Origin of the sequence: Streptomyces sp. NBC_00503 (assembly GCF_036346895.1) — a bacterium.
In the GTDB taxonomy this organism is placed as follows: domain Bacteria; phylum Actinomycetota; class Actinomycetes; order Streptomycetales; family Streptomycetaceae; genus Streptomyces.
On the sequence record NZ_CP107855.1, the window covers coordinates 6,145,558 to 6,172,127 of the forward strand.

The window sequence follows — 26,570 nt, forward strand, 5'->3', positions numbered from 1 at the left end:
GCGCGTAGATCGGCCTACTATTGCGTTTTGCCGAAAATATGTACGAGCTGTGCTCGAGGGAAGGGCGGCCGACGTGGGACGCATCGTCGTCATCAGTACCGGCGGGACGATAGCCAGCCGCTGGCAGGGCTCCGGTTTCGCGGCCGACGCCGACGGGGCCGAGGTCATGGCGACCGCGCCGCTGCCCGAAGGCGTGAGCGTCGAAGTCGTCGACCTGTTCAGCGTCAACAGCCCCCGGCTGACCACCGCCCACCAGCTCACCCTGCTGCGCACCGTGCACGAGGTGCTCGCCGACCCCGGGGTGGAGGGCATCGTGGTCACCCACGGCACCGACACCCTGGAGGAGTCGGCGTTCCTCGTCGACCTGCACCACCACGACGCGCGCTCCGTCGTCTTCACCGGATCCCAGCGCCCCATGGGCGCGGCGGACGGGGACGGCCCCGGCAATCTCTACGACGCCCTGCTGACCGCCGCGACCACGCGCGGCCTCGGCGTCCTGATCACGTTCGCCGGGCGGGTCCACGCGGCCCGGGGAACCGTGAAGGCGCAGGCGGTGGCGCTGGACGCGTTCGCCGACCCCTCCAAGGAACTGATGGGCAAGGTCGGCTTCGGCAAGGTCACCGTGCTCCGCACCCCGGTCCGCCCCGAGCCGCTGGCACTGCCCGGCATGCCCGAGGTTCCGCCGCGGGTCGACATGGTCATGCACCACACGAACGGCGACCCGGTGCTGCTCAACGCCGCGGTGGCGGCGGGGGCGCAGGGCATCGTGCTGGTCGGCACCGGGGCCGGCAACGCGACGCCGGAGATCGTGGAAGCGGTCAAGGCGGCGATCGCGGCGGGCGTACTGGTGGCTCTGACCACGCGGGTCGCCGCCGGGCCGGTGACCGAGATCTACACGCACGGTGGTGCGGTGGATCTGGTGGCGGCCGGGGCGGTTCCTACGGGGACGCTGCGGGCGCCTCAGGCGCGGATCGCTGTGCTTGCCGCTCTGCTGGCCGCCGATGCTCCGGAGGCGCGGGTGCGGGTGCTGCGGCAGGCGTTGGCCGCGGGTGGGCCGGTGCTCGTCTCCGCCTGAGGTTGGGGCTGAGGTCGGGGCTGGGGGTGGGCCGCTGCGCGGGGCCGTCCCCTACCCGCCCTTCCACCGTTCCCCGGGGCTCCGCCCCGGACCCCGCGCCTCAAACGCCGGCGAGGCTGGAATGTGCCCGGCGGGGCTGGATTTGGTGCGGGCAGGCTCAGGCGTTCGGTTCGTCCGAGAAGGCTGCCAGGAGGTGGTCCGCGGCGAGGGTGGGGGTCAGGGTGCCCGCGCGGACGGCTGATTCCAGGGTGGGGGCCAGGTCCCGTACCGCCGGGCTGGAGCGCAGGCGCTCCAGGAGTTCGTCGCGGACCATCGACCAGGTCCACTCCACCTGCTGGGCCGCGCGCTTCGCCGTGAGGCGGCCGCCCGACTCCAGGAGCCGGCGGTGCTGTTCCAGGCGGTTCCACACCTCGTCCAGGCCCGTCGACTCCCGTGCGCTGCACGTCAGGACCGGTGGGGTCCAGGCCGCGTCGGCCGGGTGCATCAGGCGCAGCGCGCTCGACAGCTCGCGGGCCGCCGACTTCGCGTCGCGTTCGTGCGGGCCGTCCGCCTTGTTGACGGCGAGCACGTCGGCGAGCTCCAGGACGCCCTTCTTGATGCCCTGGAGCTGGTCGCCCGTACGGGCCAGGGAGAGCAGGAGGAAGGAGTCGACCATGCCGGCGACCGTGGTCTCCGACTGGCCGACGCCGACCGTTTCGACGAGGACCACGTCGTAGCCCGCCGCCTCCATCACGATCATCGATTCCCGGGTGGCCTTGGCCACGCCGCCCAGGGTCCCGGCCGAGGGGGAGGGGCGGACGAAGGCCGCCGGATCCACCGACAGGCGCTCCATCCGGGTCTTGTCGCCCAGGATGGAGCCGCCCGTACGGGTGGACGAGGGGTCCACGGCCAGGACCGCCACCCGGTGGCCCAGCCCCGTCAGCATCGTGCCGAAGGCGTCGATGAAGGTGGACTTGCCCACCCCCGGGACCCCGCTGATGCCGATCCGGCGCGCCCGCCCCGAGTGCGGCAGGAGCTCCGTCAACAGCTGCTGGGCCAGGGGCCGGTGGGCGGGCAGGGTGGACTCGACGAGGGTGATCGCGCGGGCGATGAACGCACGCTTCCCGTCGAGGACACCCTTGACGTAGGTCTCGATGTCGATCCTGGCCACGGCGGCTACAGCTCGTGGCCCAGATCCGCGGCCAGCCGCGTCACCAGGTCGTGCGCCGCGTCCGGGATGACCGTGCCGGGCAGGAAGACCGCCGCCGCGCCCATCTCCAGCAGAGTGGGGACGTCCGCCGGCGGGATGACCCCGCCCACCACGATCATGATGTCCTCGCGGCCCTCCACCGCCAGCTGCTCGCGCAGTGCCGGTACGAGGGTCAGGTGGCCGGCCGCCAGCGAGGAGACGCCCACCACGTGGACGTCCGCCTCGACGGCCTGGCGGGCCACTTCCTCCGGGGTCTGGAACAGCGGGCCGACGTCCACGTCGAAGCCCAGGTCGGCGAAGGCGGTCGCGATCACCTTCTGGCCGCGGTCGTGCCCGTCCTGGCCCATCTTGGCGACGAGGATGCGCGGGCGCCGTCCTTCCGCTTCCTCGAAGCGGTCGACGAGCGCGCGGGTGCGCTCCACGGACGGGGACTCGCCTGCCTCGGTTCGGTACACACCCGAGATCGTACGGATCTGGCTCGCGTGGCGCCCGTACACCTTCTCCAGTGCGTCCGAGATCTCACCGACCGTCGCCTTCGCGCGCGCCGCGTCCACGGCCAGCGCGAGGAGGTTGCCCTCGCCGCGCGAAGCCGCGTTCGTCAGCGCCCGCAGGGTGTCCTGGGTGACCGCCTCGTCGCGCTCCTCGCGCAGCCGGCGCAGCTTCTCGATCTGCTGGGTGCGCACCGAGGAGTTGTCGACCCGCAGGACGTCGATCTGCTCGTCGGTCGCCACCCGGTACTTGTTGACGCCGATCACCGGCTGGCGGCCCGAGTCGATACGGGCCTGCGTGCGGGCGGCGGCCTCCTCCACGCGGAGCTTCGGGATGCCCGCGTCGATGGCCTGCGCCATGCCGCCGGCCGCCTCGACCTCCTGGATGTGCTGCCAGGCCCGGCGCGCGAGGTCGTAGGTCAGCTTCTCCACGTAGGCGCTGCCGCCCCACGGGTCGATGGTCCGGCAGGTGCCCGACTCCTGCTGGAGGAGCAGCTGGGTGTTGCGGGCGATGCGCGCCGAGAAGTCCGTCGGCAGGGCCAGGGCCTCGTCGAGGGCGTTGGTGTGCAGGGACTGGGTGTGGCCCTGGGTGGCCGCCATCGCCTCGATGCAGGTGCGCGTCACGTTGTTGAAGACGTCCTGGGCCGTGAGCGACCAGCCCGAGGTCTGCGAATGGGTGCGCAGGGAAAGGGACTTGGCGTTCTTCGGGTCGAACTGCTTGACCAGGCGCGCCCACAGGAGGCGGGCCGCACGCAGCTTCGCCACCTCCATGAAGAAGTTCATGCCGATCGCCCAGAAGAACGACAGGCGCGGGGCGAAGGCGTCCACGTTCAGCCCGACGGCCTGTCCGGCCCGCAGGTACTCCACGCCGTCGGCGAGGGTGTACGCGAGCTCCAGGTCGGCCGTGGCCCCGGCCTCCTGGATGTGGTACCCGGAGATCGAGATGGAGTTGTACCGCGGCATGTTCTGCGAGGTGAAGGCGAAGATGTCCGAGATGATCCGCATCGAGGGCTTCGGCGGATAGATGTAGGTGTTGCGGACCATGAACTCTTTGAGGATGTCGTTCTGGATGGTCCCGGCGAGCTTGTCGGGGGAGACGCCCTGCTCCTCCGCCGCCACGATGTAGAGGGCGAGGACCGGCAGCACCGCACCGTTCATCGTCATCGACACCGTCATCTTGTCCAGCGGAATGCCGTCGAAGAGCTGGCGCATGTCGTAGATCGAGTCGATGGCCACGCCCGCCATGCCGACGTCGCCGGTCACCCGCGGGTGGTCGCTGTCGTAGCCGCGGTGCGTGGGCAGGTCGAAGGCGATCGACAGGCCCTTCTGGCCGGAGGCGAGGTTGCGGCGGTAGAAGGCGTTGGACTCCTCGGCCGTGGAGAAGCCCGCGTACTGCCGGATCGTCCAGGGCTGGTTGACGTACATCGTCGGGTACGGGCCGCGCAGGTACGGGGCCACGCCCGGGTACGTGTGGAGGAAGTCCAGGCCCTCCAGGTCCCGGCCCGTGTACAGCGGCTGTACGCCGATGCCCTCGGGCGTCTCCCACAGCAGCTCGGCGGCGCCGGAGCCGGTGGACTCCTTCAGGGCCGTGCGCCACTGGTCCTCGGAACCGGCCGCGGGGGCCCCGCCGGTCAGCGGGAGTTCGGAGAAATCGGGGATCCCTGTGCTGCTCAAGACGACACTCCCATCCGGTCGAGTACGGAAGACAGCACGGCGACCGCGTCGCAGCCGGCGAAGACGTACTCGTCCACGGCCGCCGAGGCGGTGCCGGGCCTGCCCGCGAGGAACACGGTCGTCGCGCCCGCCGAGCGCAGCGCCGCGGCCACCGCCTCGGCCTGCTCCTCGTACAGCGCGTCGCTGGAGCACAGCACGGCCATGCCGTCCGCGCCGCTCGCGGCGTAGGCCGCCGCCGCCGTCTCCGGGGTCACCGACACCGGGTCGTGGACCGGGGTGACGCCGCCCGCCTGGAAGAGGTTGGAGGCGAAGGTGGCGCGCCCGGTGTGGGCGGCCGCCGGGCCGAGCGCGGCCAGGAAGACCGTGGGCCGCTTGCCCGTGGCCGCCAGGTGCGCGTCGCTGCGGGCGCGCAGGGCCTCGTACGCCTCGTCGCGGCGGACGCGGGGGAGTCCGCCGGTGAGCGGGGCCGGAGCCGGTTCCCGTACCACCGGCTTCTCGGAGAGCAGCGGGAACTCGCTGACCCCGGTGATGGGTTCGCGGCGCTTGGCCAGCTTCTTCGACCGCTCCGCCCAGGTGGCGGCGAGGCGTTCGGCCACGAGCCCGGAGCGCAGGGCGGCGGCCTGGCCGCCGGACTTCTCGACGGTCTGGAAGAACTCCCAGGCGGCGTGCGCGAGTTCGTCCGTGAGCTGCTCGACGTAGTACGAGCCGCCGGCCGGGTCGATCACGCGGGCCAGGTGGGACTCCTCCATCAGGATGGTGGAGGTGTTGCGGGACACGCGGCGTGCGAACGCGTCGGGCAGGCCCAGCTCCTGGTCGAAGGGGAGCACGGTGACCGAGTCCGCGCCGCCCACGCCCGCCGCCATGCAGGCGACGGTGGTGCGCAGCATGTTCACCCACGGGTCGCGGCGGGTCATCATCACGGGCGAGGTCACGGCGTGCTGGCGCTGGGCTCCGGCCTGCGGGGCCCCGCAGGCCTCGGCGATGCGGGACCACAGGCGGCGCGCGGCGCGCAGCTTGGCGATGGTGAGGAACTGGTCGGCGGTGGCGGCGTAGCGGAACTCCAGCTGCCCGAGGGCGGCTTCCGTGCCCAGACCCGCCCCGGTGAGGGCGCGCAGGTAGGCGACCCCGGTGGCCAGCGAGAGCCCCAGCTCCTCGGCGGCGCTGCCGCCCGCCTCGTGATAGGGCAGGGCGTCGACGGTCAGGGTGCGTACGTGGGGCCAGGCGGCGGCCGTCTCCGCGGCCAGTGCGGCGGCTTCCGCGAGGTCCAGGGCCTCACCCGTACGGGCCTCGTGGCCCAGCGGGTCGGCGCCCAGGGACGCGTGGGCGGCCTCGGGCTCCACCCCCCGCTCGGTGTACAGCGCGAGCAAGGCCCGAGCCGCCTCGGCGTATTGGGCCCCGGGGTCGAGGGAGACGGGGGCGAGGTCGAGGTAGACCCCCTCCAGCGCGCGGGCGAGCCCGGCGGCGGGCAGGCCCGCGTCGCCGACGGCCAGCCACAGCGAGGTGGTGCCGTTCTCGAGGTCGGCCAGGGCCGCGTCGTTCACCCGTACGGGGTCGGTGCCGGCGATCCGCTGGCGCACGTCCCAGCCCGAGGCGGCATTCCCCGCGGCGCTGCCTCCCCGTACGAAGGGCGCGAACCCCGGAAAACCGGTGTCGGGCGCGGCTTCGGGCGCGGTGTACAGCGGGCGGGTGGTGAGCCCGTCCTCGAGCTTCGTGGACAACGCGTCTTCCGCTGCCTCGCCGGAAACTTCCTTGCCCGACTTGCGCAGCACGCCCTCTACCAGGCGCTGCCACTGCTCATGCGTCGCGTCAGGGAATTCGGCGGCCAAGGAGAGCCCGTCATCAGGCAGGACCGTCATGGCTCGAATGTTAGGGGCCGTTCACTGAGACCGCCTATAACCACCGGATGTGATCTCTCCCTCTCAAGTGAGACGCGAGGCATCTCGAAAGAGCGGCCCGGGGCGGGGGCCCGGGGTGCGAACGGTGGGTGGACGCGGGCCCCCGCCGGGGCGTCTGCTCAGTACTGCCGGGGCATCTGCCCGGTACGCCCCGGGGCTACCAGCGCACCGGGAGCTCGGTGACACCGCGCACCAGCGTGCCCGGGATCCACTCCGGCGGCCCCGCGTCCGGGTCCGCGGCCAGGTCGGGGAACCGCTCCAGCAGGGAGCGGACGGCGATCCGGGCCTCCATCCGGGCCAGCGGCGCGCCGAGGCAGAAGTGGATCCCGTGCCCGAAGGCCAGGTGGCCCTGGGCGGCGCGGCGGATGTCGAAGGTGTCCGGATCCGGGAACCGCTCCCCGTCACGGTCGCCCGAGGCCAGCGAGACCAGGACGGGGGAGCCCGCCGCGATGGTCACGCCGCCCAGGACCAGGTCCTCGGTGGCGAAGCGGGCGGTCGAGTTCTCCACAGGCCCGTCGTAGCGGAGCATCTCCTCGACGGCCCCGTCGAGCAGGCCGTCGTAGTCGGAGCGCAGGTCCGCGAGCTGCTCGGGGTGCGCGAGCAGGGCCCGTACCCCGTTGGAGATCAGATTGACAGTGGTCTCGTGCCCCGCGATCAGCAGCAGGTAGGCCATGCCGACGAGCTCGTCGGGGGAGAGGGAGTCGCCGTCCTCGTCCCGGGTCCGGATCAGCGCGCTGAGCAGGTCCTCGCCCGGCTTCTCGGCCTTGTCGGCCAGCAGGCCCACCAGATAGGTGGTCATCGCCGCGAGCACCGGACCGAGCTGCTCGGCGGTGCCGATGGGAGCGGACACGATCTGGGAGGACCAGTCGTGGAACTGCTCCCGGTCGAGGTCGGGGACCCCGAGGAGCTCGCAGATGACGGTCATCGGGACCGGGAGCGCCAGCGCCTGGATCAGGTCGGCGGACCGGGAGGGAGTCGCCTCCATCGCGTCGAGGAGCTCGTCGGTGACCTGCTGGACGCGGGGGCGCAGGGCCTCGACGCGGCGCGGGGTGAACTCCCGGGAGACCAGCTTGCGCAGCCGGGTGTGGTGGGGCGGGTCCGATTCGAGCATGTTGGTGCTGGTCGCCCCGAGCAGAGCCTTGTCGAACTCGGCGTAGGCGCTGGGGTTCTTGGCCAGCAGCGGGTGCCCCAGGGCCTGGCGGGCCTCTTCGTAGCCCACGACGAGCCAGAGCGGCAGCCCGTTCGCGCCCGTGACCTGGTGGACGGGACCGGCCGCGCGGAGCCCGGCGTAGGTGGGGTAGGGGTTCGCGTTGAACTCCCCGTCGGGGGAGCTGAGGTCGACTAGAGCCATCGGGCCAGTGTCTCGGATGAGCTTAGGTTTTCCTAGGCGGGGCTGGGTGTTCTGCCCCGGTGGGAAAGAGTCTCGGGTTTCGCCGTGGCCGCTGTTTGGGCGGGGTGGCGTGGGTGTGCAGGTGGAAGCCTGCGCCGAGTCTGGCCCCCTGTGGCGTGTGCCGTTCGGGGGTGCTCATCGTGTGCGGTGCCTGCCGCCCGCCTCGCCGCTGGGTGCGGTGGGTGGGTGGCTGGGGCGGCCGCCCCTCCGGACGCTTTCCACCCGGGCCTGCCGCCGATGACAGGGCTGGTGGTGTTCCGGGTGGGGCGGGGACCCTGCGTCGCTGCCTGGGCACAGGGCTGTTTCTCGTAGGGCCGGTCTTCGTCCGGTCCGCGACGACAAGGCGCGGTCCGGGCTCGGACGGGTCCGGGTGGGTGGGCTCGGTGTGCTGGACGGGCTGGTCCAGCTCCTGAACCACGCGGCGGATCACGTAGGTGCCGCTCGCTCGGTCCAGGACGGTCAGGTGCTGGTGTCGCAGCCCACGGGCGCCGATGCGCTGCCAGGCGGCGACGTCACGGTCCGCGCTGTATCCGCAATGGGGGTTGGGGCAGGTGGCCCATTTCCAGCCCGGCCGGGTGCTGTCGGGCGCGGCATGGTGGCGGAAGGCGGTCAGGCAGCGGGGGCAGTACTTGGACGTGCCGCGGGCGGGGACGATGACGCGTGATCCACCATGAACCGCGCGGCCGCCATGGCGATCTGCCCGTTCAGCCGTTCACGACGTCTGCTGACCCGGGCATGCTCGGCGCGCAGTACCGCGAGTTCGGCGACAGTCAGGGAATCCGGACTCCGGCCCGGGGCGTGCCGGCCGTCGATGAGGCGTTGCAGGTGCGCGGCCTTGGTCCACAGGTGTTCGGCGTGGATGCGGAGCCGGTCGGCCTTGGCCAGGACCCCGTTCGCACGGAGGAAGACCGGCTGGCCGTCGGTGAGGACGGTTGGCTGGGTGTCGCCGGTCAGGGTGAGGGTTCCGCCGGTGAGGAGGGTGTTGAGTCCGTAGTCGAAAGCCACTGCTCGGCTGTGCCCGGAGCGGCGGGTCGTGGGTACAGGAGTGGTGTGGGCGACATCGAGGCGTAGTCGTCCGGCGCGCAGGCGCAGGGTCGGGGCGTGCAGGGCTGCCGTGGCGTCGATGGTGGGCGGGAGGCGGAAGCGGATCCGCACGGGACGCCAGTCGGCACGGGTACGAGGGTCGGGGCGTGCCGGAAGCCGTACGGTCAGCACCGCGTAGCGGGTGGGGTCGTCCTCACAGCGGGCCAGGGTGGCGAGTTGCTTGTCGGCGGCGGCCAGCACCACCTGAAGGCCCCCACCCGGCGAATCCTCGAGCTCACACAAGCCAGCGGGTGGACGCCGGTGCGTGGCGGCGAACCGCACCACCTGTCGGGTGCGGGAACGGAAGACGGATGCGGGTACCGCAGCCCCCTGTGGACAGCTGGCTCGCAGCGCCGCCCACTCCTCCTCGGAGCGCTTCAACGGGTCAACACCGACCGGCCAGGTGGCCAGGACCGCATCCAGAAGCGCCGCTCGCCATTCGGCCGAGCGCAGTACCCGCCCGGCCTGCTCTTCAGCAACCCTGCGGACCCGGTCGGGCACATACACGCCTTCCGGCACGACAGCCGTCCAGCCCAGAGTCCGCATCGCCATCCACGCGTTCGACGGCAACCGCTCACCCGACGGCCCTATACCCGAAGCGAGCAGGGCCAGCTCCGTCCGGCTCCAGTGCCCGCCGATCATGCCGGCAGTCATCGACTCCACCAACGCCGTCAGCCAGCCCACCCGCTCACCCAGCGCGGCAGCATTCAGCACCGCACCACTGACGGTGTCCAGGCCCCGGAACGCGGTCGCGGACGCGCACGCCACCCGCTCGGTCTCCCCCTCACCCAGTGCGATCTTCCGACGCACACCCACACCCCCCGTCCGCGATCTACTGTCCGATCATCGGACTCGCATACCCAACGAGCCCAGCCCTGGCAAGGACACGAGACGCGCCCTCATCCCGCGCAACACCCGGGGAAACCAGACCGATCCAACGGTTGCACGTGACTCAACGGCTGCGGTTGATCCTCTGACTGACTGATTTCCCGCCACTCGCGTCGGTCGGTTCCATGGCCCGGTCCGCCGTCCGGGCGTGGCGGGTGCGTTGCGGCCGCATGAAATCAGGCCACGGTTTTCGGCCGCGTCGCGGGCGCCGGGAAAGGGTGAAAGGGCAGGTCGGAGATGGTTCGCCGGGTGGTCCGGGGCCGCCGGATCGGGCCTTGGGCCGGGGTTGACCGGCAGTGGGGGCGCTGGCAGTCTCCGGGACATGACCGCGATCGAGTTCCTCGCCCCGCGGCTCCACACCACCGGCCTCTGTACCGCGCCGGGCGAGTGTCAGGGCCGCTGTCCGGCCCCGCGCCTCTTCTGATCCGAAGCGCCCTTCCCGCCGATCACGGCTGCTGACGGCCTCCGGGCTCCAGGCCGTCCCGTCCAGGGACCGCCGGTGCCCGCCGCCGCCCGCTGCCGCCGGCCGTGCGCCGACCGCCGTCGGTCCTGCGTCGCCCCTGGTCCGCCGCTCGTGACTGCTGGCCCGGCGTCCACCGCTCGCCGGTGCGCGCCGTCCTTCGCCCCGCCGTCAGTAGCCCGACCGTCACCGGCCACCGCCTCCGCCACAGCCTTGCCCTGTCCGGTTGGGCGCCAGCCCACGGCCTGCCCGCCCCGCCGTCTCCCGCCCTTCCGCCGCGGAAACACCCAAGGAGCCATCATGACCACTGCCACCCGCACCGACCTCACCGTGACCAGGATCGGCGGCCGGATCGGCGCCGAGATCGGCGGGGTCCGCCTCGGCGGCGAGCTCGGAGCCGGCACCGTCGCCGGGATCCGGGCCGCGCTCCTCACCCACAAGGTCGTCTTCTTCCGGGGCCAGGACCACCTCGACGAGGCCGGGCACGAGGCCTTCGCCCAGCTGCTCGGCGCACCCGTCGCGCACCCCACCGTCCCCTCCGCGGACGGGCGTTACGCCCTCGGCATCGACTCCCACCACGGAGCGCGCGCCAACCAGTGGCACACGGACGTCACCTTCGTCCCCGCCTACCCCGCCTTCTCCATCCTGCGCGCCGTCACCATCCCCCCGTACGGGGGCGACACCCTGTGGGCCAACACGGCCACCGCGTACGCCCACCTCCCGGAGCCGCTGCGCGTCCTGGCCGACAGCCTGCGCGCCCTGCACTCCAACGAGTACGACTACGCGGCACTGAAGCCCGAAGCGCTCCCCGAGGCGCTCGCCCAGTACCGCGAGGTCTTCACCTCCACCAAGTTCCTCACCGAGCACCCGGTGGTCCGCGTCCACCCCGAGACCGGCGAACGCACCCTGCTGCTCGGCAACTTCGTCCAGCGGATCAACGGACTCACCGGCCGCGACTCGCGCCTCCTCCAGGAGCTCTTCCAGGCCCACATCGAGCTCCCCGAGAACACCGTCCGCTGGCAGTGGCAGACCGGTGACGTCGCGATCTGGGACAACCGCGCCACCCAGCACTACGGGGTCGACGACTCCGACGACCACGAGCGCACCCTGCGCCGCGTGACGGTCGACGGCGACGTCCCGGTCGGCCCGGACGGGGTCCCGTCCCGGCTGATCAGCCCGGAGGCCGTCCCCGCACCGTCCTTCGGCATCGCGTCGGGAGCATCCCGCGACGCCGAAGCCGAAGCCGACGCCGACGCCGACGCCGACGCCGAGGCCCTCGTCGACGTCACCGTCGCCTGACCGACCCGTCCGGCCCCCCCCGCAGTCCCCGCCACCCAAGGAGCGTTCCGTGCCCAAGCTGCTCGCCCTCACCGGCAGCCCCTCCACCAACTCCCGCACCGCCGTCGTCGCCGACCACGTGCTGCGCCGCCTGAACCACGCCGGCTTCGACACCGCCCACCTCGCCGTCCGCGAGCTCCCCGCCGCCGACCTGCTCTCCGCCCGCCGCGGCGAGCCGGAGATCCGCCGGGCCCTCGAAGCCGTCGCCGAAGCCGACGGGATAGTCATCGCGACCCCCGTCTACAAGGCCTCGTACACCGGGCTGCTCAAGGCCTTCCTCGACCTGCTCCCGCAGGACGGGCTGGCCGGGAAGACCGTCCTGCCGCTGGCCACGGGCGGCAGCCTCGCCCACGTCCTGACCATCGACTACGCGCTGCGCCCGGTCCTCACCGCCCTCGGTGCCCGGCACGTCACCGCCGGCCGCTTCGTCCTCGACTCCTCCGTCGAGCGCGGGGCAGGCCCCGACCGGCTGCGGCCCGAGGCGGAGCTGGACCTCTTCCAGGCCGTCGACGAGTTCGCCGACGCCCTGCGCGCGGCCGAGTCCGCCGCCCTCACCACCGCGCACTGAACCTCGTACGGAACCACCCGCCAGACCCGCCGGACCGGATCGACAAGGAATCGTCATGCCCGCAGCTTTCACCACGACCCGCACTTCCCGACGCCAGTTCCTCACCCTGCTCGGCATTTCGGCGGCTGCGGTGAGCTGCGGGACGGCCACCGCCACCGGCGCCCGCGGCAGCCAGGTCACGTCCTTGAAGTACCAGGGCGCCGTCGGCTCGGTCACGCTCCCCGAACTCGCCGCCGATCTCGGCTACCTCGGAGACCTCACCCTGGACTGGGTCGGCAACACCATCAGCGGACCGCAGGACATCCAGTCCGCCGCCACCGGACAGACCCACTTCGGCGGCGCCTTCAACGGAGCGATCGTCAAACTCGCCGCGAGCAAGGCCCAGATCAAGGCCGTCACCTCCTACTACGGCTCCGACAAGGACACGTACCTCGGGTACTACGTCCTGGAGGACAGCCCGATCCGCTCCGCCCGCGACCTCATCGGCAAGAAGGTCGGCATGAACACCCTGGGCGCCCACGCCCAGGCCCTGCTGGACATCTACCTGGAGCGCAACGGGGTCCCCAAGGCCGAGGCCGCCAAGGTCGAGTCCCTCGTCGTACCGCCCGTCAACACCGAACAGGCGCTGCGGCAAAGACAGATCGAGGTCGGCGTGCTCAGCGGGGTCCTGCGGGACAAAGCGCTCACGGCCGGCGGCATCCGCCCGCTGTTCAAGGACTTCGAACTGCTCGGCTCCTTCAGCGCCGGCTCGTACGTGATGACCCAGCGGTTCATCAAGGAGAACCCGGACACAGTACGGACCTTCACCACCGGTGTCGGCAAGGCCATCGAATGGTCCCGCACCACCCCGCGCGAGGAGGTCATCGCCCGGATGACCGAGATCGTCAAGAAGCGCGGCCGCAACGAGGACACCACGACCCTGCAGTACTGGCGCTCGTTCGGGGTGGCCGAGACCGGCGGCCGGATCGCGGACAAAGAATTCCAGCTGTGGATCGACTGGCTGGGCGAGCGCGGCGAGATCAAGAAGGGCCTGCTCAAGCCGGGCGACCTCTACACCAACGAGTTCAACGACCAGGGCAAGGGCTGAGGGGGCGCGGCCATGGCGAAGATCGTGTTCGACTCCGTGACGAAGACCTTCCCGACGAAGGACAAGAAGGGCCGCAGGGACAAGGGGGAGTTCACCGCCCTCGACGGCATCGACCTGGAGATCGAGGCGGGGGAGTTCGTGGTCGTCGTCGGCCCCAGCGGCTGCGGCAAGTCCACCCTCCTCGACCTGCTCGGCGGCCTGACCCGCCCCACGACCGGCCGGATCCTGCTCGACGGCAAGCCGGTCACCGGGCCGGGGCTGGACCGGGGCATCGTCTTCCAGCAGTACGCGCTGCTGCCCTGGCGCACCGCGCTCGGCAACATCGAATTCGGCCTGGAGGCCACCGGCGTCCCGCGCCGCCAACGCACCGCACGGGCCCGTGAGTTCCTGGACCTCGTCGGACTCACCGGCTTCGAGGACCGGCACCCGCACGAGCTGTCCGGAGGCATGCGCCAGCGGGTCGCCATCGCGCGCTCCCTCGCGTACGACCCGGACGTCCTGCTGATGGACGAACCCTTCGCCGCGCTCGACGCTCAGACCCGCGAGTCCCTCCAGGACGAGCTGCGCCGCATCTGGCAGAGCACCGGCAAGACCGTCGTGTTCATCACGCACGGCATCGAGGAAGCCGTCTACCTCGGGCAGCGGGTGGCCGTCATCACCTCCCGCCCCGGACGGGTCAAGGAGGTCGTCCCGGTGTCCTTCGGCGACCGGTCCGCCGGGGCGACCGGCGAAGACCTGCGGTCCAGCCCGGAGTTCGCCCGCTACCGCCACGAGATCTGGACCCTGCTCCACGACGAGGTGGCCCGCGCCCAGCAACTGGAGAAGGAGGAGGCCACCGTATGAGCAGCACCGTGGTGGAGACGACCGCGCAAGCACCGGCGGACGCGGCAACAGAAAATGACGCGGCAACAGAGAATACGGACACAGCCGTACGAAGCCCTGCGCCCTCGGAGACCAAGGGCCCGACCCGGTCTCCGGCGTCGGCGACGACTTCGATCCCCGCCCCGGCCCTGCGCCTCCTGCACGCGCTGCGAGCCGTGGCACTGCGCTCGGCGGCGATCCTCGTCCTGCTCGCGGTGTGGGAGACGGCGCCCAGGCTGGGACTGGTCGACGCCACGTTCCTGCCGCCGGTCAGCGAGGTCGCCAAGGCCTGGTGGGAGCTGCTCGGCGACGGACAGCTCGCCGAGCACACCCAGGCCAGCCTGGTCCGCTCGTTCGGCGGCTTCGGCATCGCGGTGGCGGTCGCGGTCCCGCTCGGGCTGCTGATCGGCTGGTACCGGCCGGTGGCCCTGCTGCTCGGACCGCTGCTGGAGGTCTTCCGCAACACGGCGGCGCTGGCGCTGCTGCCGGTGTTCGTACTGCTGCTGGGCATCGGGGAGACCTCGAAGATCTCGATCGTCGTGTACGCCTGCGTCTGGCCGATCCTGCTCAACACCATCAGCGCCGTCGGCAACGCCGATCCGACGCTCGTGAGACTGGCGCGGTCGATGGACCTGTCCACGCCCAGGCTGTTCCAGAAGGTGATCCTGCCCGCGTCGGTGCCCGCCATCTTCACCGGGATCCGGCTGGCCGGAGCGGTGTCCATCCTGGTCCTGGTGGCCGCCGAGATGATCGGCGCCAAGGCCGGGCTCGGCTACCTGATCAACGCCTCGCAGTTCAACTTCGCGATCCCGCAGATGTACGCCGGCATCGTCACGATCTCCGCGATCGGCTTGGCCTTCAACCAGCTCCTCGTCGCGGTGGAACGCCGCCTGAGCCTCTGGCGGGTTCCGTCCTGACCGGCGGCCCGCCTTGACCGGCGGCCCGATCCGCCCGCCGAACCCTTACGACTGACGACTGACGACTTCACCGAGGACGAAGAAAATGACTGCACCCCGGACCCTCCACCTCAACGCCTTCCTCATGAACGCCGGACACCACGACGCCGCCTGGCGCCACCCGGACAGCACCCCCGAGCGCGTCACCGACCTGCGCTACTTCCAGGACCTGGCCCGCACCGCCGAACGCGGGCGGCTCGACTCGATCTTCTTCGCCGACGGGGTCGCCCTCTGGGGCAAGGCCCGCTACAACGCCGTCGGCGGGTTCGAGCCGCTCACGCTGCTCTCCGCGATCGCCGCCGTCACCGAGCACATCGGGCTCATCGCCACCGTCTCCACCACCTTCAACGAACCCTTCAACACCGCCAGGAAGTTCGCCTCCCTCGACCACATCAGCGGCGGCCGCGCCGGCTGGAACATCGTCACCTCAGGCAGCGTCGACGAGGCCCGCAACTTCAACCGGGACGAGCACCTGGAGCACAGCGTCCGCTACGAGCGGGCCCGCGAGTTCCTCGACGTGGCCACCAAGCTCTGGGACAGCTGGGAGGACGACGCGATCGTCCTGGACAAGGAAGCCGGCATCTACGCCGACACCGACAAGCTCCACCCCGCCGCGCACCGCGGAGAGCACTTCGGCGTCGCCGGCCCGCTCAACGTCCCGCGCTCCCCGCAGGGCCACCCGCTCCTCGTCCAGGCCGGGTCCTCGGAGGACGGCAAGGAGTTCGCCGCCCAGTACGCCGAGGCCGTCTTCACCGCCCAGCAGACCCTCGCCGACGGCCAGACCTTCTACAAGGACCTCAAGTCCCGGCTGGCCAAGTACGGCCGCACCGAGGACCAGCTGCTCGTCCTGCCCGGCATAGCCCCCGTCATCGGCTCCACCGAGGCCGAGGCGAAGGCCCTGGAGCAGCAGCTCACCGACCTCCAGGTGCCGGAGTACGGTCTCGCGCAGCTCTCCAACATGCTGAACGTGGACCTCACCGGGCTGCCCCTCGACGGCGGGCTGCCCGAACTGCCCGAGGAGCGGGACGTCAACGGCAACAAGAGCCGGTTCACGCTCGTCGCCGAACTCGCCCGCCGCGACGGCCTGACCCTGCGCGAGCTGATCGCCCGGCTCGGCGCCGGCCGCGGCCACCGGGTCTTCGCCGGGACGCCCGAGCAGATCGCCGACCAGCTCGAGGAGTGGTTCACGCAGGGAGCCGCCGACGGGTTCAACATCATGGCGCCCGTCCTGCCCACCGGCCTCACCGACTTCGTCGACCACGTCGTGCCGATCCTCCAGCGGCGCGGCCTCTTCCGCACCGAGTACACCGGCGGAACCCTGCGCGAGAACTACGGGCTGGCCCGCCCCGCCAACCGCTACGCGACGGCCGCGGCTACGGCGGCAGCGGCGGTCGGAGCCGGGGCGTGAGCGAGCGCGCCGCCGACCGCCCCACCGACCACCTCGCCGACGTGCTCGTCGTCGGCGGCGGACCCGCCGCCACCTGGGCCGCCCTCAAGGCGGCCCGGGCCGGGGCCTCGGTGGTCCTCGCCGACAAGGGCTACTGCGGCACCAGCGGAGCGACCGCCGCCGGCGGCACCGGCGTCTGGTACGTCCCGCCCGAGCCCGCCGCCCGTGAGGCCGCCATGGCCAGCCGCGAGGGGCTCGGCGGGTACCTGGCCGACCGGCGCTGGATGTCCCGGGTCCTCGACGAGACGTACGACCGGATGAACGAGCTGGCCACCGAGGTCCGCTACCCCTTCCCGGCCGGTCCCGACGGGCAGCCCCTGCGCAACGGCCTCCAGGGTCCGGAGTACATGCGCCGCATGCGCATCCGGATCCGCCGCGCCGGGGTCCGGATCCTCGACCACAGCCCGGTCACCGAGCTGCTCACCGACGCGGACGGAGCCGTCGCGGGAGCCGCCGGCTACCGGCGCCAGGCCCGCGAGCACTACCGGGTGCTGGCCGGGGCCGTGGTGATCGCCACCGGCGGCTGCGCCTTCCTCAGCGGCGCGCTCGGCACCAACACCAACACCGGGGACGGGGCGCTCCTGGCCGCCGAGGCCGGGGCCGAACTGTCCGGGATGGAGTTCTCGAACTCCTACGGGATCGCCCCCGAGGGCACGTCCGTGACCAAGACGGCCTTCTACACCTTCGCCACCTTCTACCGCGAGGACGGCAGCCTCCTGGAGGGGGCCGCCAGCCTCGGCGGCCGCTCCGTCATCGCCCGCGCGCTCCTCGACGGAGGCAAGGTGCACGCCCGCCTGGACCGGGCCGACGCCGGTGCCCGGGCCGCGATGCGGCGCGCGCAGCCGAACTTCTTCCTCACCTTCGACCGGCTCGGCATCAACCCGTTCACCGACCGCTTCGCCATCACGCTGCTGGCCGAGGGGACCGTGCGCGGCACCGGCGGGATCCGGATCACCGGGGACGACTGCGCCACCGCGGTCCCCGGGCTGTACGCCGCCGGGGACGCGGCCACCCGCGAGGAGATCTGTGGGGGATTCACCGGAGGCGGCAGTCACAACGCCGCCTGGGCGATGTCCTCCGGCAGTTGGGCGGGGGCCGGGGCGGCCCGGTTCTCCCGCTCCCTCGCCTCGGGGCGGGCCGCCTGCCGCCCGGTCACCGGGGCGGGCGGGGCGGGGCTCCGCCCGACGGGGGGCACCGGGTCCGTCCACGGACACCGGGACACCGGAGAACTCGTACGGCTCGTCCAGGACGAAGTGCTGCCGTACGACAAGAACTACCTGCGGCACGGCGATGTCCTCGCCGCGTCCCTCGCCACGCTCGACGGGGCCTGGGCGCAGCTGCGCGGCTCCCTGCGCGGCGAGGGCGCCGGTCTGGTCAAGGCCCGGCAGGCCGCGGCCATGACGGCGCACGCCCGCTGGATGTACGCCTCCGCGCTGGCCCGCACCGAGAGCCGCGGCATGGCCCGCCGGCTCGACCATCCGCAGGAGGACCCGGCGCAGCACCACCGGATCGTGACCGGGGGACTCGACCGGGTGTGGACGCGTACGGTCCCGGCGGCGGCCGGCCGCAAGGGGGTGGCGGCGTGATCGAACTGGTCTCGGCCGAGCGGTGCATCGCCTGCGACAAGTGCGTGGAGGTGTGCCCGACCGACGTCTTCGAAAGGGGACCAGAGGGGATCCCCGTGCTGGCCCGGCAGCAGGACTGCCAGACCTGCTTCCTGTGCGAGGCCAACTGCCCGGTGGACGCCCTGTTCGTGTCCCCGCTGACCCGCCCGCTGCCCGAGGACCCGGCCGTACGGGACGAGGCCGGGCTCGTCGGCCGCGGGCTGCTCGGCAGCTACCGGCGGGAGATCGGCTGGGGGCAGGGGCGCACCCCGGGTGCGCTGCGGGCGGTCGGCCCGCAGCTCGGACCGGTGGGCGACCGGAGTGCCGCCCTGCCGATCACCTCCTGAGCCCCGTGCCGTGGCGGGTGCGGCCCGCCGTGCTCGGCGGCGGTGGAGAGGCTCAGGCGGGCAGCGTGTTGCGGTGGGAGCGGCGGCGGGCCGCGCTGAACAGGGCCTGGATCTGCGCCCCGGACTGCTCCACGTCGTCGAGCGGGGAGGGGAAGGGGAGCCGCACGTCGCGGTGGCCGCACCGCTCCTCCAGCCGCAGGGTGATGCCGTAGCGGTCCATCGCGACGGGCAGCGCGCGCAGGACGGCGGACGGGGCCGGGGGCCCGTCCTGGGGCCGGACCAGGCGCAGGAGGAGGGTGACGAGTTCGGCGTGGTCGTCGACGAGGTGGGTGAGCATGCCGGCTTCGTAGGGGGCGAGCGGGTCGGGGCAGGCCGCGTCCAGCTCTTCGAGGCCCACGTACGAGCGGACGCCGTCGTAGGTCTCGAGGACGGCGCGGCCGAATTCCACGCAGGTGGAGTCGGCGCTCTCGTCCGCGTACGGGGTCAGGAGGTGCCCGAGCAGCGTGACGCGGGCCCGCACGCGGTCCCGTACGGGGGTGGGCGCGATGTCGGTGAACTCCATGCGGATCGCGGGCCGGTGCTCGGCGTGGCCGCCCGGTTCGGCGGGGTGCAGGTGCAGCCGCCCGAGGGGGTCGGTGCCGTCCAGGTGGCGGATCTCGGTGCGCTGCCCGTCGGTGACGACGGTCATGGAGTGGGCGGCAGTCAGGATGGACCGGACTCGCTCGGCGTCGGTGGGCATGGGCAGGTGCATGAGGATCTCTCCGTCGTCCCGAGTGGCGGTGCGCTGCTTGCCTGGGCGTCTTACTTAGGCATGCCTAACCTAACTTATTCGGAGGGTGCGGGGTAGTCCACGAAGGCGGGCCGGGTGCCTCGTGTCGGTGTTGGGCTGAACGGGTGAAACGAGAGAGGATGGGGGGATGCACATGAAGCGCAAGGCCGAGGCGGCCTGGTGAGCAGGTACGACGTCACCGACGAACAGTGGGAGGGGCTCGCGCAGGTCGTACCCCTGCGCAGTCGCAACGAATGGCCCTCCCGGGTGGACCACCGCACGATCCCCACGGCGCCCGGAGCATCCGCGGCGGAGCAGCGGCGCTTCGTGGTGATCCGGGTCCAGGTCTTCGCGGACGCGCGGGAGGTGGCGGAGTACCTGATCGCGCAGATCCCGGTGCTCCTGGACCTCACGGGCGCGGACAGCGAAGTGGCCAAGCGGATCCTGGACTTCAGCAGCGGCGTGGTCTTCGGGCTGGGCAGCGGGATGCACCGGGTCGACCGGAACGTCTTCCTGCTGGCGCCCGTCGGGACCGAGGTGGAGGGGATCGCGGCCGCGGCCGTCCCCCGATCGTAGGAAGGTCCCGCGGGCGGAACGGTTCACCGGACCCATGGGGGGCCCGGCGGGCCGTACCGTCCCGCGCATGACCCCGCCTCCGGCCGCTGCCTCCGCCGCTCCCGCCCCCGTCGCCCCCGAAGCCTTCGACGCTCCCGGCGCGCCTGCCGCCTCCAGGGCCTCCCGCGCCTCCGGTGTCTCCGGTGCCTCCGGCGGGCCGCACCTGAGGCCCGCGGTCACCGAATTACGGCTGTCCGCCTACGGGGTGCACCGCGGGGCCCGGTTCGCGCTGGGGCCCGTCACCCTCTTCACCGGGCCCAGCGGCAGCGGCAAATCACAGGCCCTGGAGGCCTACGCGGCGCTGGCCGCGCTCGGCGCCGGGGCCACGCTGGACGAGGTGTTCCCCGAACCGCGCGCCCGGATCCCGGATCTGGCGGTGCCCGACACCGAGCAGCGCCGGGGGTTCAGGATCGGCTGCACCGTCGACGGACCCGCCGGCCCGGTCCGGCTCGACCTCGCCGTACAAGCGGAGCCCGCGCTGCGGATCGTCGGCGAACGGCTCTCGGTGGACGGGCAGATCCTGCTCAGCACCGCCCTGCGCGACCCCGGACGACGGTCCGTCCAGGCGGCCTGGCTGACCGGTGGGGCCACCGGGGTCACCAGGGCCCCGCTGCCCGACGACCGGCTCGGCACCGCCCTGCTCCCGCTGCGCGTGGCCGGAGCCACGGACGGGCAGCGGCGGGTGCTCGCCGCCGCCGAGCAAGTGGTGGTCGCGCTGCGCTCGGTGTTCCCCTGCGACCCCCGCCCGGAGCGGATGCGGGAACCGGCCGGGCCGGGGGAGGGCCGGCTGCGGGGGGACTGCGGCAACCTGGCCGACGTGCTGCGCCGGACCCGCCTGGAGTGCGGCACCCGCTACGGACTGCTGACCGAAGCCGCCCGCGGCGGGTGCGCGGGGTGGGTGGCCGGGCTGGAGGTGCGGGCCCCCGAGGGCGGCCCGGTCACCGGCCTGCTCGACCGGGGCCCCGACCGGCCCGCGACCGAACTGGCCCGGCTCGGCGCGGGCGAACTGCGCTTCCTCGCCCTCGCGCTGGTCCTGCTGACCGGGCCGGGAGTGCTGGACATGGACCAGCCCGCCGAGATGCTGTCCGCGCGCCAGACCATGACGGTCCTCGCCGACGGGTTCGACCGGGACCTGGACCGCCGCCAGAGCGCCGAACTGCTGCGGCTGGCCGTACTGGCCTGCGGGCGCGGCCAGGTCCGCCTGGCGGCCTCGGCCGGCGAGGCCTGCGCGGAGGCCGCCCGGGAGATGGAGGGCGTCTCGGTGGTAGACCTTGGGCCATGAACGAGGAGCAGAGCAGGAAGCAGGACGGTGAAGGGGACGGCGAGCGGCTGGGGCGACTCCAGCGGCGGCTCGCCGAGTTCGCGGCGGCGCGCGGGTGGGAGCCGTACCACACCCCCAAGAACCTGGCGGTGGCGCTGAGCGTGGAGGCGTCCGAACTGGTCGAGATCTTCCAGTGGCTGACGCCGGAACAGTCGGCAAAGGTCATGGAAACGCCGGAAAGCGCGCACAGGGTGGCCGACGAGGTGGCCGATGTGCTTGCCTATCTCCTGCAGTTCTGTGAGGTTCTCGGGGTTGATGTGCTGGATGCGCTCGCCGCGAAGATCGAGCGGAACGAGCTGCGCTTCCCGGTCGAGGGTGCTCCGACGGCTGACCGTCACTCTTCGGAGTGATGGCGTTATTCACAACCATGTTTGTGTCCACAATTTCCGAATACCCCTGGCTTTACGCGCCCGTTGCCCTCACTCTGGGTAGTGGTGAGAACGGCGGATGTCGTGCGGACGGGGGACGGCATATGGATGCGGTACGGCTCATCGCAGCCGGCCGGCACGCGCTGGCACAGAGCGGGGCTGCGTGGGACATCGTGGGCGAGGCCTGGCAGGCACAGGCGCTCGCGCAGGGGATAGGGAGCTGGCTGGCGGTCACCGGGCCGCCGGAGCTGAGATCGGAGGCACGGGGGCTGGGCGAAGCGGGGGGCAGAGGCTGCGGGGTGCTCGACCGGGCGGCATTGCGCGGAGAGGGCTATGCGCCCGATCTTCCGCCGCGGGCGGCGCAGTTGACGGAAGTGACGGATGCGCGACAGGCGCTGCTCGGGCTCCAGGCGCTCCTGGGCGAAGTGGGCATAGCGCTCGTCGGGGTGGCCTGCGGTACGGACGACGAAGGTCTGTACTGGCAGTGCATAGAGTCGATAGACGCGGCCGACGAATCGAGCGACCGGGTACGGGCGATCCTGCGCCGGATGACCGTGCGCGAGCGCGGCTCCGCGTCCGGGGTGGCCTGAGCCCGGGCGCCGGGCCCGGGTGCTGGGTCCTGGTACCGGGCCCGTGTGCTGAGTCCTGGCGCCGAGGTGGGGTCCCGCCGCGTGCGGCGGGACCCGTGCGGTCAGTACGACCAGGAGGACGGACGCTGCTCGCTCTGCGGCGCGCGGTCCGTGGAGGACTGGAGGTCGGCGTCGAGCTGCGAGAGGTCGGCGTTCAGCGCCGCCATCAGCTCTTCCATCTGCTGCAGCAGCCCCTTCGGCGCGCCGCCCTGGGCGGGTACCGCGGGCTCCTGACGTGCGTGGTCGTGTGCTGCCTGCCCGGTCTGCTCGGTCTGTCCGGCCTGTCGGTGGGGATCCGGCTCCGACTCCTGGGACATGGCGGCCTCCTCGGCCCTGGCCCTTCCGAGGCGGAAGGGGGCGGTGGACGCACCGGCGAAGGCCGCCGGCGCGCGGGCCGGGCGGTCCGGCTCCGTCCGAGCAAACGATCCCCGTCCGGGCTGGTCACTGGCGGGGGCGGCGGCGGGCCGCCCGCCCGGCTCAGATTCACCCGGCCGGGGCGGGAAGGGCAGGGTAGGAAGCATGGATCTCCGCATTGGGCTTCGACGCATTCTGGGAACCAGTAGCGTATCTACCCATGGAGCTAATCGCCCTGGGGGGCAGCAGCCCCGACATGATCAGGGCCAGGACGTACGGCCGACAGAGCCACAAGAGCGAGAGTGACAGCGCTGCATCTCCCAAGATGCAGAAGGACACCGGCATCGCCTTCGTCAACAGCCAGGCCGAGTGGACGCACACAGGGCACTACGAAGACGTCGGCCTCTCTGGTTACGACCCTGACGTCTACCGTCCGGATTTTGAGCGGATGCTGGAGGACGCCCGAAAGGGTGAGTTCGATGTCCTCGTGATCTACATGCTCTCCCGGCTCACCCGCCAGGGCGCGACTGAAGCACTCAAGATCCAACAGGAGTTGGCGAAGTGCGGGGTCGCACTTGTCAGCACCCAAGAACCCTTCATCAACACTTCCGACGACAACCCGTTCGGTGTCGCCTTCTTCGCTCTGATCGCCGGCCTCGCACACCAGGAGAGCAAGAACAAGAGCAAGTTCATCAAGGATGCCTTCGCTCAGCTCAATGCGAAGGGCTCGCACTCCAGCGGCCCCGTGCCCTTTGGATTCGTTGCCGATCAGGTCAACGTCGACGGGCTGACCATTCGTGTGCTGAGCCCGGGACCGCAGACGGAAAGGAAGCTTGGCCCCGAGTGCACTCCCGCCGACACGGTGACCCGCATCATCGACTTGGCAGAAGACGGGAAGAACCCCAGCGCCATCGCTGCGGAGCTGACGGAGGAGCGGGCCAGGACGCCGTACGGCAGCCTGGACGAGGAGACCGCTCAGGCACGCGTCGCTGCCGCGCAACGCAGCCGCAAGAGCGGGCCGTCCGACGGGGCCAACGCCGAGTGGTCGCCCACTGTCGTAGGTCGGATCCTGCGTGATCCGCGGCTGGCCGGTTATGCCATCGGCCCTGTGGACCCCAAGACCAAGCGGCGCGCCATTCTCCGCGACGCCAAGGGGCAGCCTGTGGCGCCGCATACGGGGTTCATCTCCCCCAAGCGCTGGTACGACATCCAGCGCTCCTTGGACGGGCGCAAACGGACCGTGCAGCGAGACCGGACCGGCGAGCGGACGCTCCTGGGGTCGTGGGGGATGCTCCACTGCGGGCGTTGCGATGCAGGAATGACTGTGTCCCGTGCGCAGGGGACCTATGTGTGCAACCTTCGCCGCACGGTTGGCGACGAGCCGAAGCACGTCCTCCGGGTCGTCATGAGTCACGCTGACGACGTCGTGGCCTCGAGGGTGTGGGACCGGCTCGGCGCCCTGGATCCCTCCGACCCGGACGACGTCGAGTGGCTTTCGACTGCAGCGGAGCGTTTCGCGGTACAGGGATCCGACCCGCAGGCTGCGGACGAGCTGGGGGAGCAGGAAGCACAACTTCTCCATGTGCAGGCCAGCATGGAAGCGCTGTACAACGACTCTGCTGAAGGCCTCTACGAAGGCGCTGCCGGCAAGAAGGCATTCAAGGACACCATCCAGAAGTACCAGGCCCACGAACAGGCCTGCACGGCCCGTATCGCGGAGCTGACGGCGTCGGCAACGGTCAGCACCCGCCTCCCGCTCGACGAGTGGTTCATTGACACCGACAGCGGCCCCCTCGCGGAGGGCGGCATCTGGGGTCGGTGGGAGGTCGACGAGCGGCGTGCGTTCCTGGGGCTTTTCGTGGATGCCGTCACCATCGCCCCGAATGCGTCGAAGGCTGGCACCGACAGGGAGCGCGTGGACGGCCGCATTGACCTCGTCTGGGCCACGCGGCCGACAGAGAACGACGCGGAGGAGTAGGGGCCGTCGCGACGGGCCGGGCCCTTCCACACTCACATGGGACGGGGTCTGTGGGGTGGACGGGCAATATGGAGTCATGGAACTCAGGATCTTCACTGAACCCCAGCAGGGCGCGAGTTACGAGACTCTGCTTCGCGTCGCCAAGGCCACGGAAGAACTCCGCTTCGCAGCGTTCTTCCGCTCCGACCACTACCTGCGCATGGGATCGGCCGACGGCCTGCCCGGCCCCACGGACGCCTGGATCACCCTCGCCGGCCTGGCCCGCGAGACCAAGCGGATCAGGCTGGGCACGCTGATGACGGCCGGCACCTTCCGGCTGCCCGGCGTGCTCGCCATCCAGGTCGCCCAGGTCGACCAGATGTCCGGCGGCCGCGTCGAACTGGGTCTGGGCGCCGGCTGGTTCGAGGAGGAGCACAAGGCGTACGGCATCCCCTTCCCGGCGGAGCGCCTGGCCCGGCTGGAAGAGCAGCTGGCGATCGTCACCGGCCTGTGGGCCACCGAGATCGGCGCCTCCTTCGACTACGCGGGCACCCACTACCAGGTGGAGAACTCCCCGGCGCTGCCCAAGCCCGCCCAGGCAAAGATCCCCGTCCTGATCGGCGGCCACGGCGCGAAGCGCACGCCGCGCCTCGCCGCGCAGTACGCGGACGAGTTCAACATGCCCTTCGCCTCGATCCCGGACAGCGAGCGGCAGTTCGGCCGGGTCCGCGCGGCGGCCGAGGAAGCCGGACGGGGGCCCGACGACCTCGTCTACTCCAACGCCCTCGTCGTGTGCGTGGGCAAGGACGACGCCGAGGTGGCCCGGCGGGCCGCCGCCATCGGCCGGGACGTGGACGAGCTCAAGGCCAACGGCCTGGCGGGCTCCCCGGCCGAGGTGGTGCAGCGGATCGGCGAGTACGAGGCCGTCGGCTCCTCCCGTCTGTACCTCCAGCTGCTCGACCTCGACGACCTGGACCACCTGGAGCTGATCTCGGCCCGGGTCCTGTCCCAGCTCGGCTGACGGAGGCGGGAGAACCGTGCCCCGGGCGTCCGGACCGCTGGCCGAGGCCCTGACCGGCCGCGGCGCCGGCGACGCGGCCCTGCTCCTGGACGGCGGGCTGAGCAATCAGCTCGCCGACCAGGGCTGCGACCTGTCCGGCGGGCTCTGGACGGGCCGGGTGCTCGCCGAGCGGCCGGACCAGGTGACGGCCGCGCACGCCGCGTACGCGCGGGCCGGCGCCGAGGTGCTGATCACCGCGAGCTACCAGGTGGGCTACGAGCCCTTCGCCCGGCACGGCTACGGCCGGGCGCGCACGAACGCCCTGCTGCGGCGCAGTGTGCGCCTCGCCGACGCCGCGGCCCGGGCGGAGGCGGACCACGAGGTGTGGGTCGCCGCGTCCGTGGGCCCCTACGGGGCGGTGCTGGCGGACGGCTCCGAGTACCGGGGCCGGTACGGGCTGAGCGTGCGGGAGCTGGCGGCCTTCCACCGCCCCAGGATCGAGGCGCTGCTCGCCGCCGGGCCCGACGTACTGGCCCTGGAGACCATCCCGGACGAGACGGAGGCCGAGGCCCTGCTCGGCGTCCTCGCGGAGACGGGAGCCCGTGCCTGGCTCAGCTACACCGTGGCCGGTGGCCGGACCCGGGCCGGCGGGCCGCTGGCCGGAGCCTTCGCGCTGGCCGCCGGATCCCCGCAGGTCATCGCGGTCGGGGTCAACTGCTGCGACCCCGCCGATGTGCTGCCGGCCCTCGAAGCGGCGGCGTCCGTCACCAGCAAGCCGCTGCTGGCCTACCCCAACGACGGCTCGGTGTGGGAGCCCGCCACCGGGACCTGGCGCTCCCCGCCCGCGCCGGTGCCGTGGCCCGTGGAGGCCTGGCGCCGTGCCGGAGCCCGCCTCATCGGCGGCTGCTGCCGGGTCGGACCGGCCCGCATCGCGGAGCTGGCCGGTCCGGCCGGCTTTCCCTAGTCCTCGCCCATCACGGCCTCGCAGGCCGGGCAGGCCAGGTCCGCGTGGTCCGGCGGGCACCAGGTGCCCGGGTGCTCGGAGGGGTTCCAGCCGGCCGTCTCCATCGCGAAGGTGTCCTTGCCGCACATGGTCCGGGGGCCGCGCTCGGGGCCGGCTCCCGGGGCGGTGGGTGCGGCGTGCACCCGCAGGACGGACCCTGCGACCCGCTGGTCGAGCTCGTAGACGACGACGATGCCGCTCATG

At 72.1% G+C, this 26,570-nt stretch carries 25 protein-coding genes; 16 read left to right on the forward strand and 9 right to left on the reverse strand.

What is annotated here, in order from left to right; genetic code table 11:
* Positions 1-73 precede the first annotated feature (73 nt).
* The gene (locus OG490_RS28295) at positions 74-1,075 is read left to right on the forward strand and encodes an asparaginase (protein WP_330299086.1); all 1,002 of its coding nucleotides are present in this window, start codon (positions 74-76) and stop codon (positions 1,073-1,075) included.
* Between the two features lie 157 nt (positions 1,076-1,232).
* Here OG490_RS28295 and meaB read toward each other — a convergent pair whose 3' ends face one another.
* From meaB to OG490_RS28325, 6 genes are all read right to left on the reverse strand, one after another.
* Positions 1,233-2,225, reverse strand: a complete 993-nt coding sequence (gene meaB, locus OG490_RS28300; RefSeq protein ID WP_330299087.1) for a methylmalonyl Co-A mutase-associated GTPase MeaB — start codon at positions 2,223-2,225, stop codon at positions 1,233-1,235.
* A gap of 5 nt (positions 2,226-2,230) precedes the next feature.
* Positions 2,231-4,426 (reverse strand): methylmalonyl-CoA mutase, encoded by a 2,196-nt coding sequence (gene scpA, locus OG490_RS28305; RefSeq protein WP_330299088.1) that lies wholly within the window; start codon positions 4,424-4,426, stop codon positions 2,231-2,233.
* Complete coding sequence (locus tag OG490_RS28310; RefSeq protein WP_330299089.1) at positions 4,423-6,282, reverse strand: methylmalonyl-CoA mutase family protein; 1,860 nt, start codon at positions 6,280-6,282, stop codon at positions 4,423-4,425. The genes scpA and OG490_RS28310 overlap by 4 nt, the downstream gene beginning before the upstream one ends.
* Before the next feature lie 196 nt (positions 6,283-6,478).
* Positions 6,479-7,672: a cytochrome P450 family protein gene (locus tag OG490_RS28315; protein ID WP_330299090.1), complete on the reverse strand. Its 1,194-nt coding sequence runs from the start codon at positions 7,670-7,672 to the stop codon at positions 6,479-6,481.
* A gap of 22 nt (positions 7,673-7,694) precedes the next feature.
* Positions 7,695-8,366, reverse strand: a complete 672-nt coding sequence (locus OG490_RS28320; RefSeq protein WP_330301101.1) for a hypothetical protein — start codon at positions 8,364-8,366, stop codon at positions 7,695-7,697.
* A complete protein-coding gene (locus OG490_RS28325) occupies positions 8,321-9,604 on the reverse strand; it encodes a transposase (protein ID WP_330299091.1) in 1,284 nt (427 codons plus the stop codon). The genes OG490_RS28320 and OG490_RS28325 overlap by 46 nt, the downstream gene beginning before the upstream one ends.
* Positions 9,605-10,442: 838 nt before the next feature.
* Here OG490_RS28325 and OG490_RS28330 point away from each other — a divergent pair.
* The 8 genes from OG490_RS28330 to OG490_RS28365 all read left to right on the forward strand — a co-directional run bounded on the left by OG490_RS28330 (position 10,443) and on the right by OG490_RS28365 (position 18,350).
* Positions 10,443-11,441 carry a TauD/TfdA dioxygenase family protein gene (locus OG490_RS28330; protein ID WP_330299092.1) on the forward strand — a complete coding sequence of 333 codons (999 nt, stop codon included), beginning with the start codon at positions 10,443-10,445 and terminating at the stop codon, positions 11,439-11,441.
* Between the two features lie 49 nt (positions 11,442-11,490).
* Positions 11,491-12,048, forward strand: a complete 558-nt coding sequence (gene ssuE / locus OG490_RS28335; RefSeq protein WP_330299093.1) for an NADPH-dependent FMN reductase — start codon at positions 11,491-11,493, stop codon at positions 12,046-12,048.
* Positions 12,049-12,103: 55 nt separating this feature from the next.
* Entirely contained in the window at positions 12,104-13,135 is a 1,032-nt protein-coding gene (locus OG490_RS28340) for an ABC transporter substrate-binding protein (protein ID WP_330299094.1), read from the forward strand.
* A gap of 12 nt (positions 13,136-13,147) precedes the next feature.
* Entirely contained in the window at positions 13,148-13,978 is an 831-nt protein-coding gene (locus tag OG490_RS28345; protein WP_330299095.1) for an ABC transporter ATP-binding protein, read from the forward strand.
* Positions 13,975-14,913 carry an ABC transporter permease gene (locus OG490_RS28350; protein WP_330299096.1) on the forward strand — a complete coding sequence of 313 codons (939 nt, stop codon included), beginning with the start codon at positions 13,975-13,977 and terminating at the stop codon, positions 14,911-14,913. Before OG490_RS28345 ends, OG490_RS28350 begins: the two co-directional genes overlap by 4 nt.
* A gap of 85 nt (positions 14,914-14,998) precedes the next feature.
* A complete protein-coding gene (locus tag OG490_RS28355) occupies positions 14,999-16,360 on the forward strand; it encodes an LLM class flavin-dependent oxidoreductase (protein ID WP_330299097.1) in 1,362 nt (453 codons plus the stop codon).
* Positions 16,357-17,985 carry an FAD-binding protein gene (locus tag OG490_RS28360; protein WP_330299098.1) on the forward strand — a complete coding sequence of 543 codons (1,629 nt, stop codon included), beginning with the start codon at positions 16,357-16,359 and terminating at the stop codon, positions 17,983-17,985. The genes OG490_RS28355 and OG490_RS28360 overlap by 4 nt, the downstream gene beginning before the upstream one ends.
* Positions 17,982-18,350, forward strand: a complete 369-nt coding sequence (locus OG490_RS28365; protein ID WP_330299099.1) for a ferredoxin family protein — start codon at positions 17,982-17,984, stop codon at positions 18,348-18,350. Before OG490_RS28360 ends, OG490_RS28365 begins: the two co-directional genes overlap by 4 nt.
* 52 nt (positions 18,351-18,402) lie before the next feature.
* Here the strand turns inward: OG490_RS28365 and OG490_RS28370 are convergent, their stop codons facing one another.
* Entirely contained in the window at positions 18,403-19,101 is a 699-nt protein-coding gene (locus OG490_RS28370; protein WP_330299100.1) for a DUF2470 domain-containing protein, read from the reverse strand.
* A 198-nt stretch (positions 19,102-19,299) separates the two neighbouring features.
* Between OG490_RS28370 and OG490_RS28375 the strand changes: the two genes are divergently transcribed.
* The 4 genes from OG490_RS28375 to OG490_RS28390 all read left to right on the forward strand — a co-directional run bounded on the left by OG490_RS28375 (position 19,300) and on the right by OG490_RS28390 (position 22,013).
* Positions 19,300-19,695: a cell division protein SepF gene (locus tag OG490_RS28375; RefSeq protein ID WP_053691438.1), complete on the forward strand. Its 396-nt coding sequence runs from the start codon at positions 19,300-19,302 to the stop codon at positions 19,693-19,695.
* A 67-nt stretch (positions 19,696-19,762) separates the two neighbouring features.
* The gene (locus tag OG490_RS28380; protein ID WP_330299101.1) at positions 19,763-21,016 is read left to right on the forward strand and encodes an ATP-binding protein; all 1,254 of its coding nucleotides are present in this window, start codon (positions 19,763-19,765) and stop codon (positions 21,014-21,016) included.
* Complete coding sequence (locus tag OG490_RS28385) at positions 21,013-21,405, forward strand: nucleotide pyrophosphohydrolase (protein ID WP_330299102.1); 393 nt, start codon at positions 21,013-21,015, stop codon at positions 21,403-21,405. The genes OG490_RS28380 and OG490_RS28385 overlap by 4 nt, the downstream gene beginning before the upstream one ends.
* A gap of 122 nt (positions 21,406-21,527) precedes the next feature.
* The gene (locus tag OG490_RS28390) at positions 21,528-22,013 is read left to right on the forward strand and encodes a DUF6099 family protein (protein ID WP_330299103.1); all 486 of its coding nucleotides are present in this window, start codon (positions 21,528-21,530) and stop codon (positions 22,011-22,013) included.
* A 101-nt stretch (positions 22,014-22,114) separates the two neighbouring features.
* Here OG490_RS28390 and OG490_RS28395 read toward each other — a convergent pair whose 3' ends face one another.
* Positions 22,115-22,369, reverse strand: coding sequence for a hypothetical protein (locus OG490_RS28395; protein WP_330301202.1), 255 nt, complete (start codon positions 22,367-22,369; stop codon positions 22,115-22,117).
* Positions 22,370-22,662: 293 nt separating this feature from the next.
* Between OG490_RS28395 and OG490_RS28400 the strand changes: the two genes are divergently transcribed.
* The 3 genes from OG490_RS28400 (at position 22,663) to mmuM (ending at position 26,327) form a co-directional block, all read left to right on the forward strand.
* The gene (locus OG490_RS28400) at positions 22,663-24,384 is read left to right on the forward strand and encodes a recombinase family protein (RefSeq protein ID WP_330301102.1); all 1,722 of its coding nucleotides are present in this window, start codon (positions 22,663-22,665) and stop codon (positions 24,382-24,384) included.
* 76 nt (positions 24,385-24,460) lie between these two features.
* Positions 24,461-25,384 (forward strand): LLM class F420-dependent oxidoreductase, encoded by a 924-nt coding sequence (locus tag OG490_RS28405; protein ID WP_330299104.1) that lies wholly within the window; start codon positions 24,461-24,463, stop codon positions 25,382-25,384.
* 16 nt (positions 25,385-25,400) lie between these two features.
* Positions 25,401-26,327, forward strand: a complete 927-nt coding sequence (gene mmuM, locus OG490_RS28410; RefSeq protein WP_443065887.1) for a homocysteine S-methyltransferase — start codon at positions 25,401-25,403, stop codon at positions 26,325-26,327.
* On the opposite strand, the gene OG490_RS28415 is transcribed toward mmuM, so the two are convergent.
* Complete coding sequence (locus OG490_RS28415) at positions 26,324-26,569, reverse strand: hypothetical protein (protein WP_330299105.1); 246 nt, start codon at positions 26,567-26,569, stop codon at positions 26,324-26,326. The two genes, mmuM and OG490_RS28415, sit on opposite strands and share 4 nt — an antisense overlap.
* Between the last annotated feature and the right edge of the window lies 1 nt (position 26,570).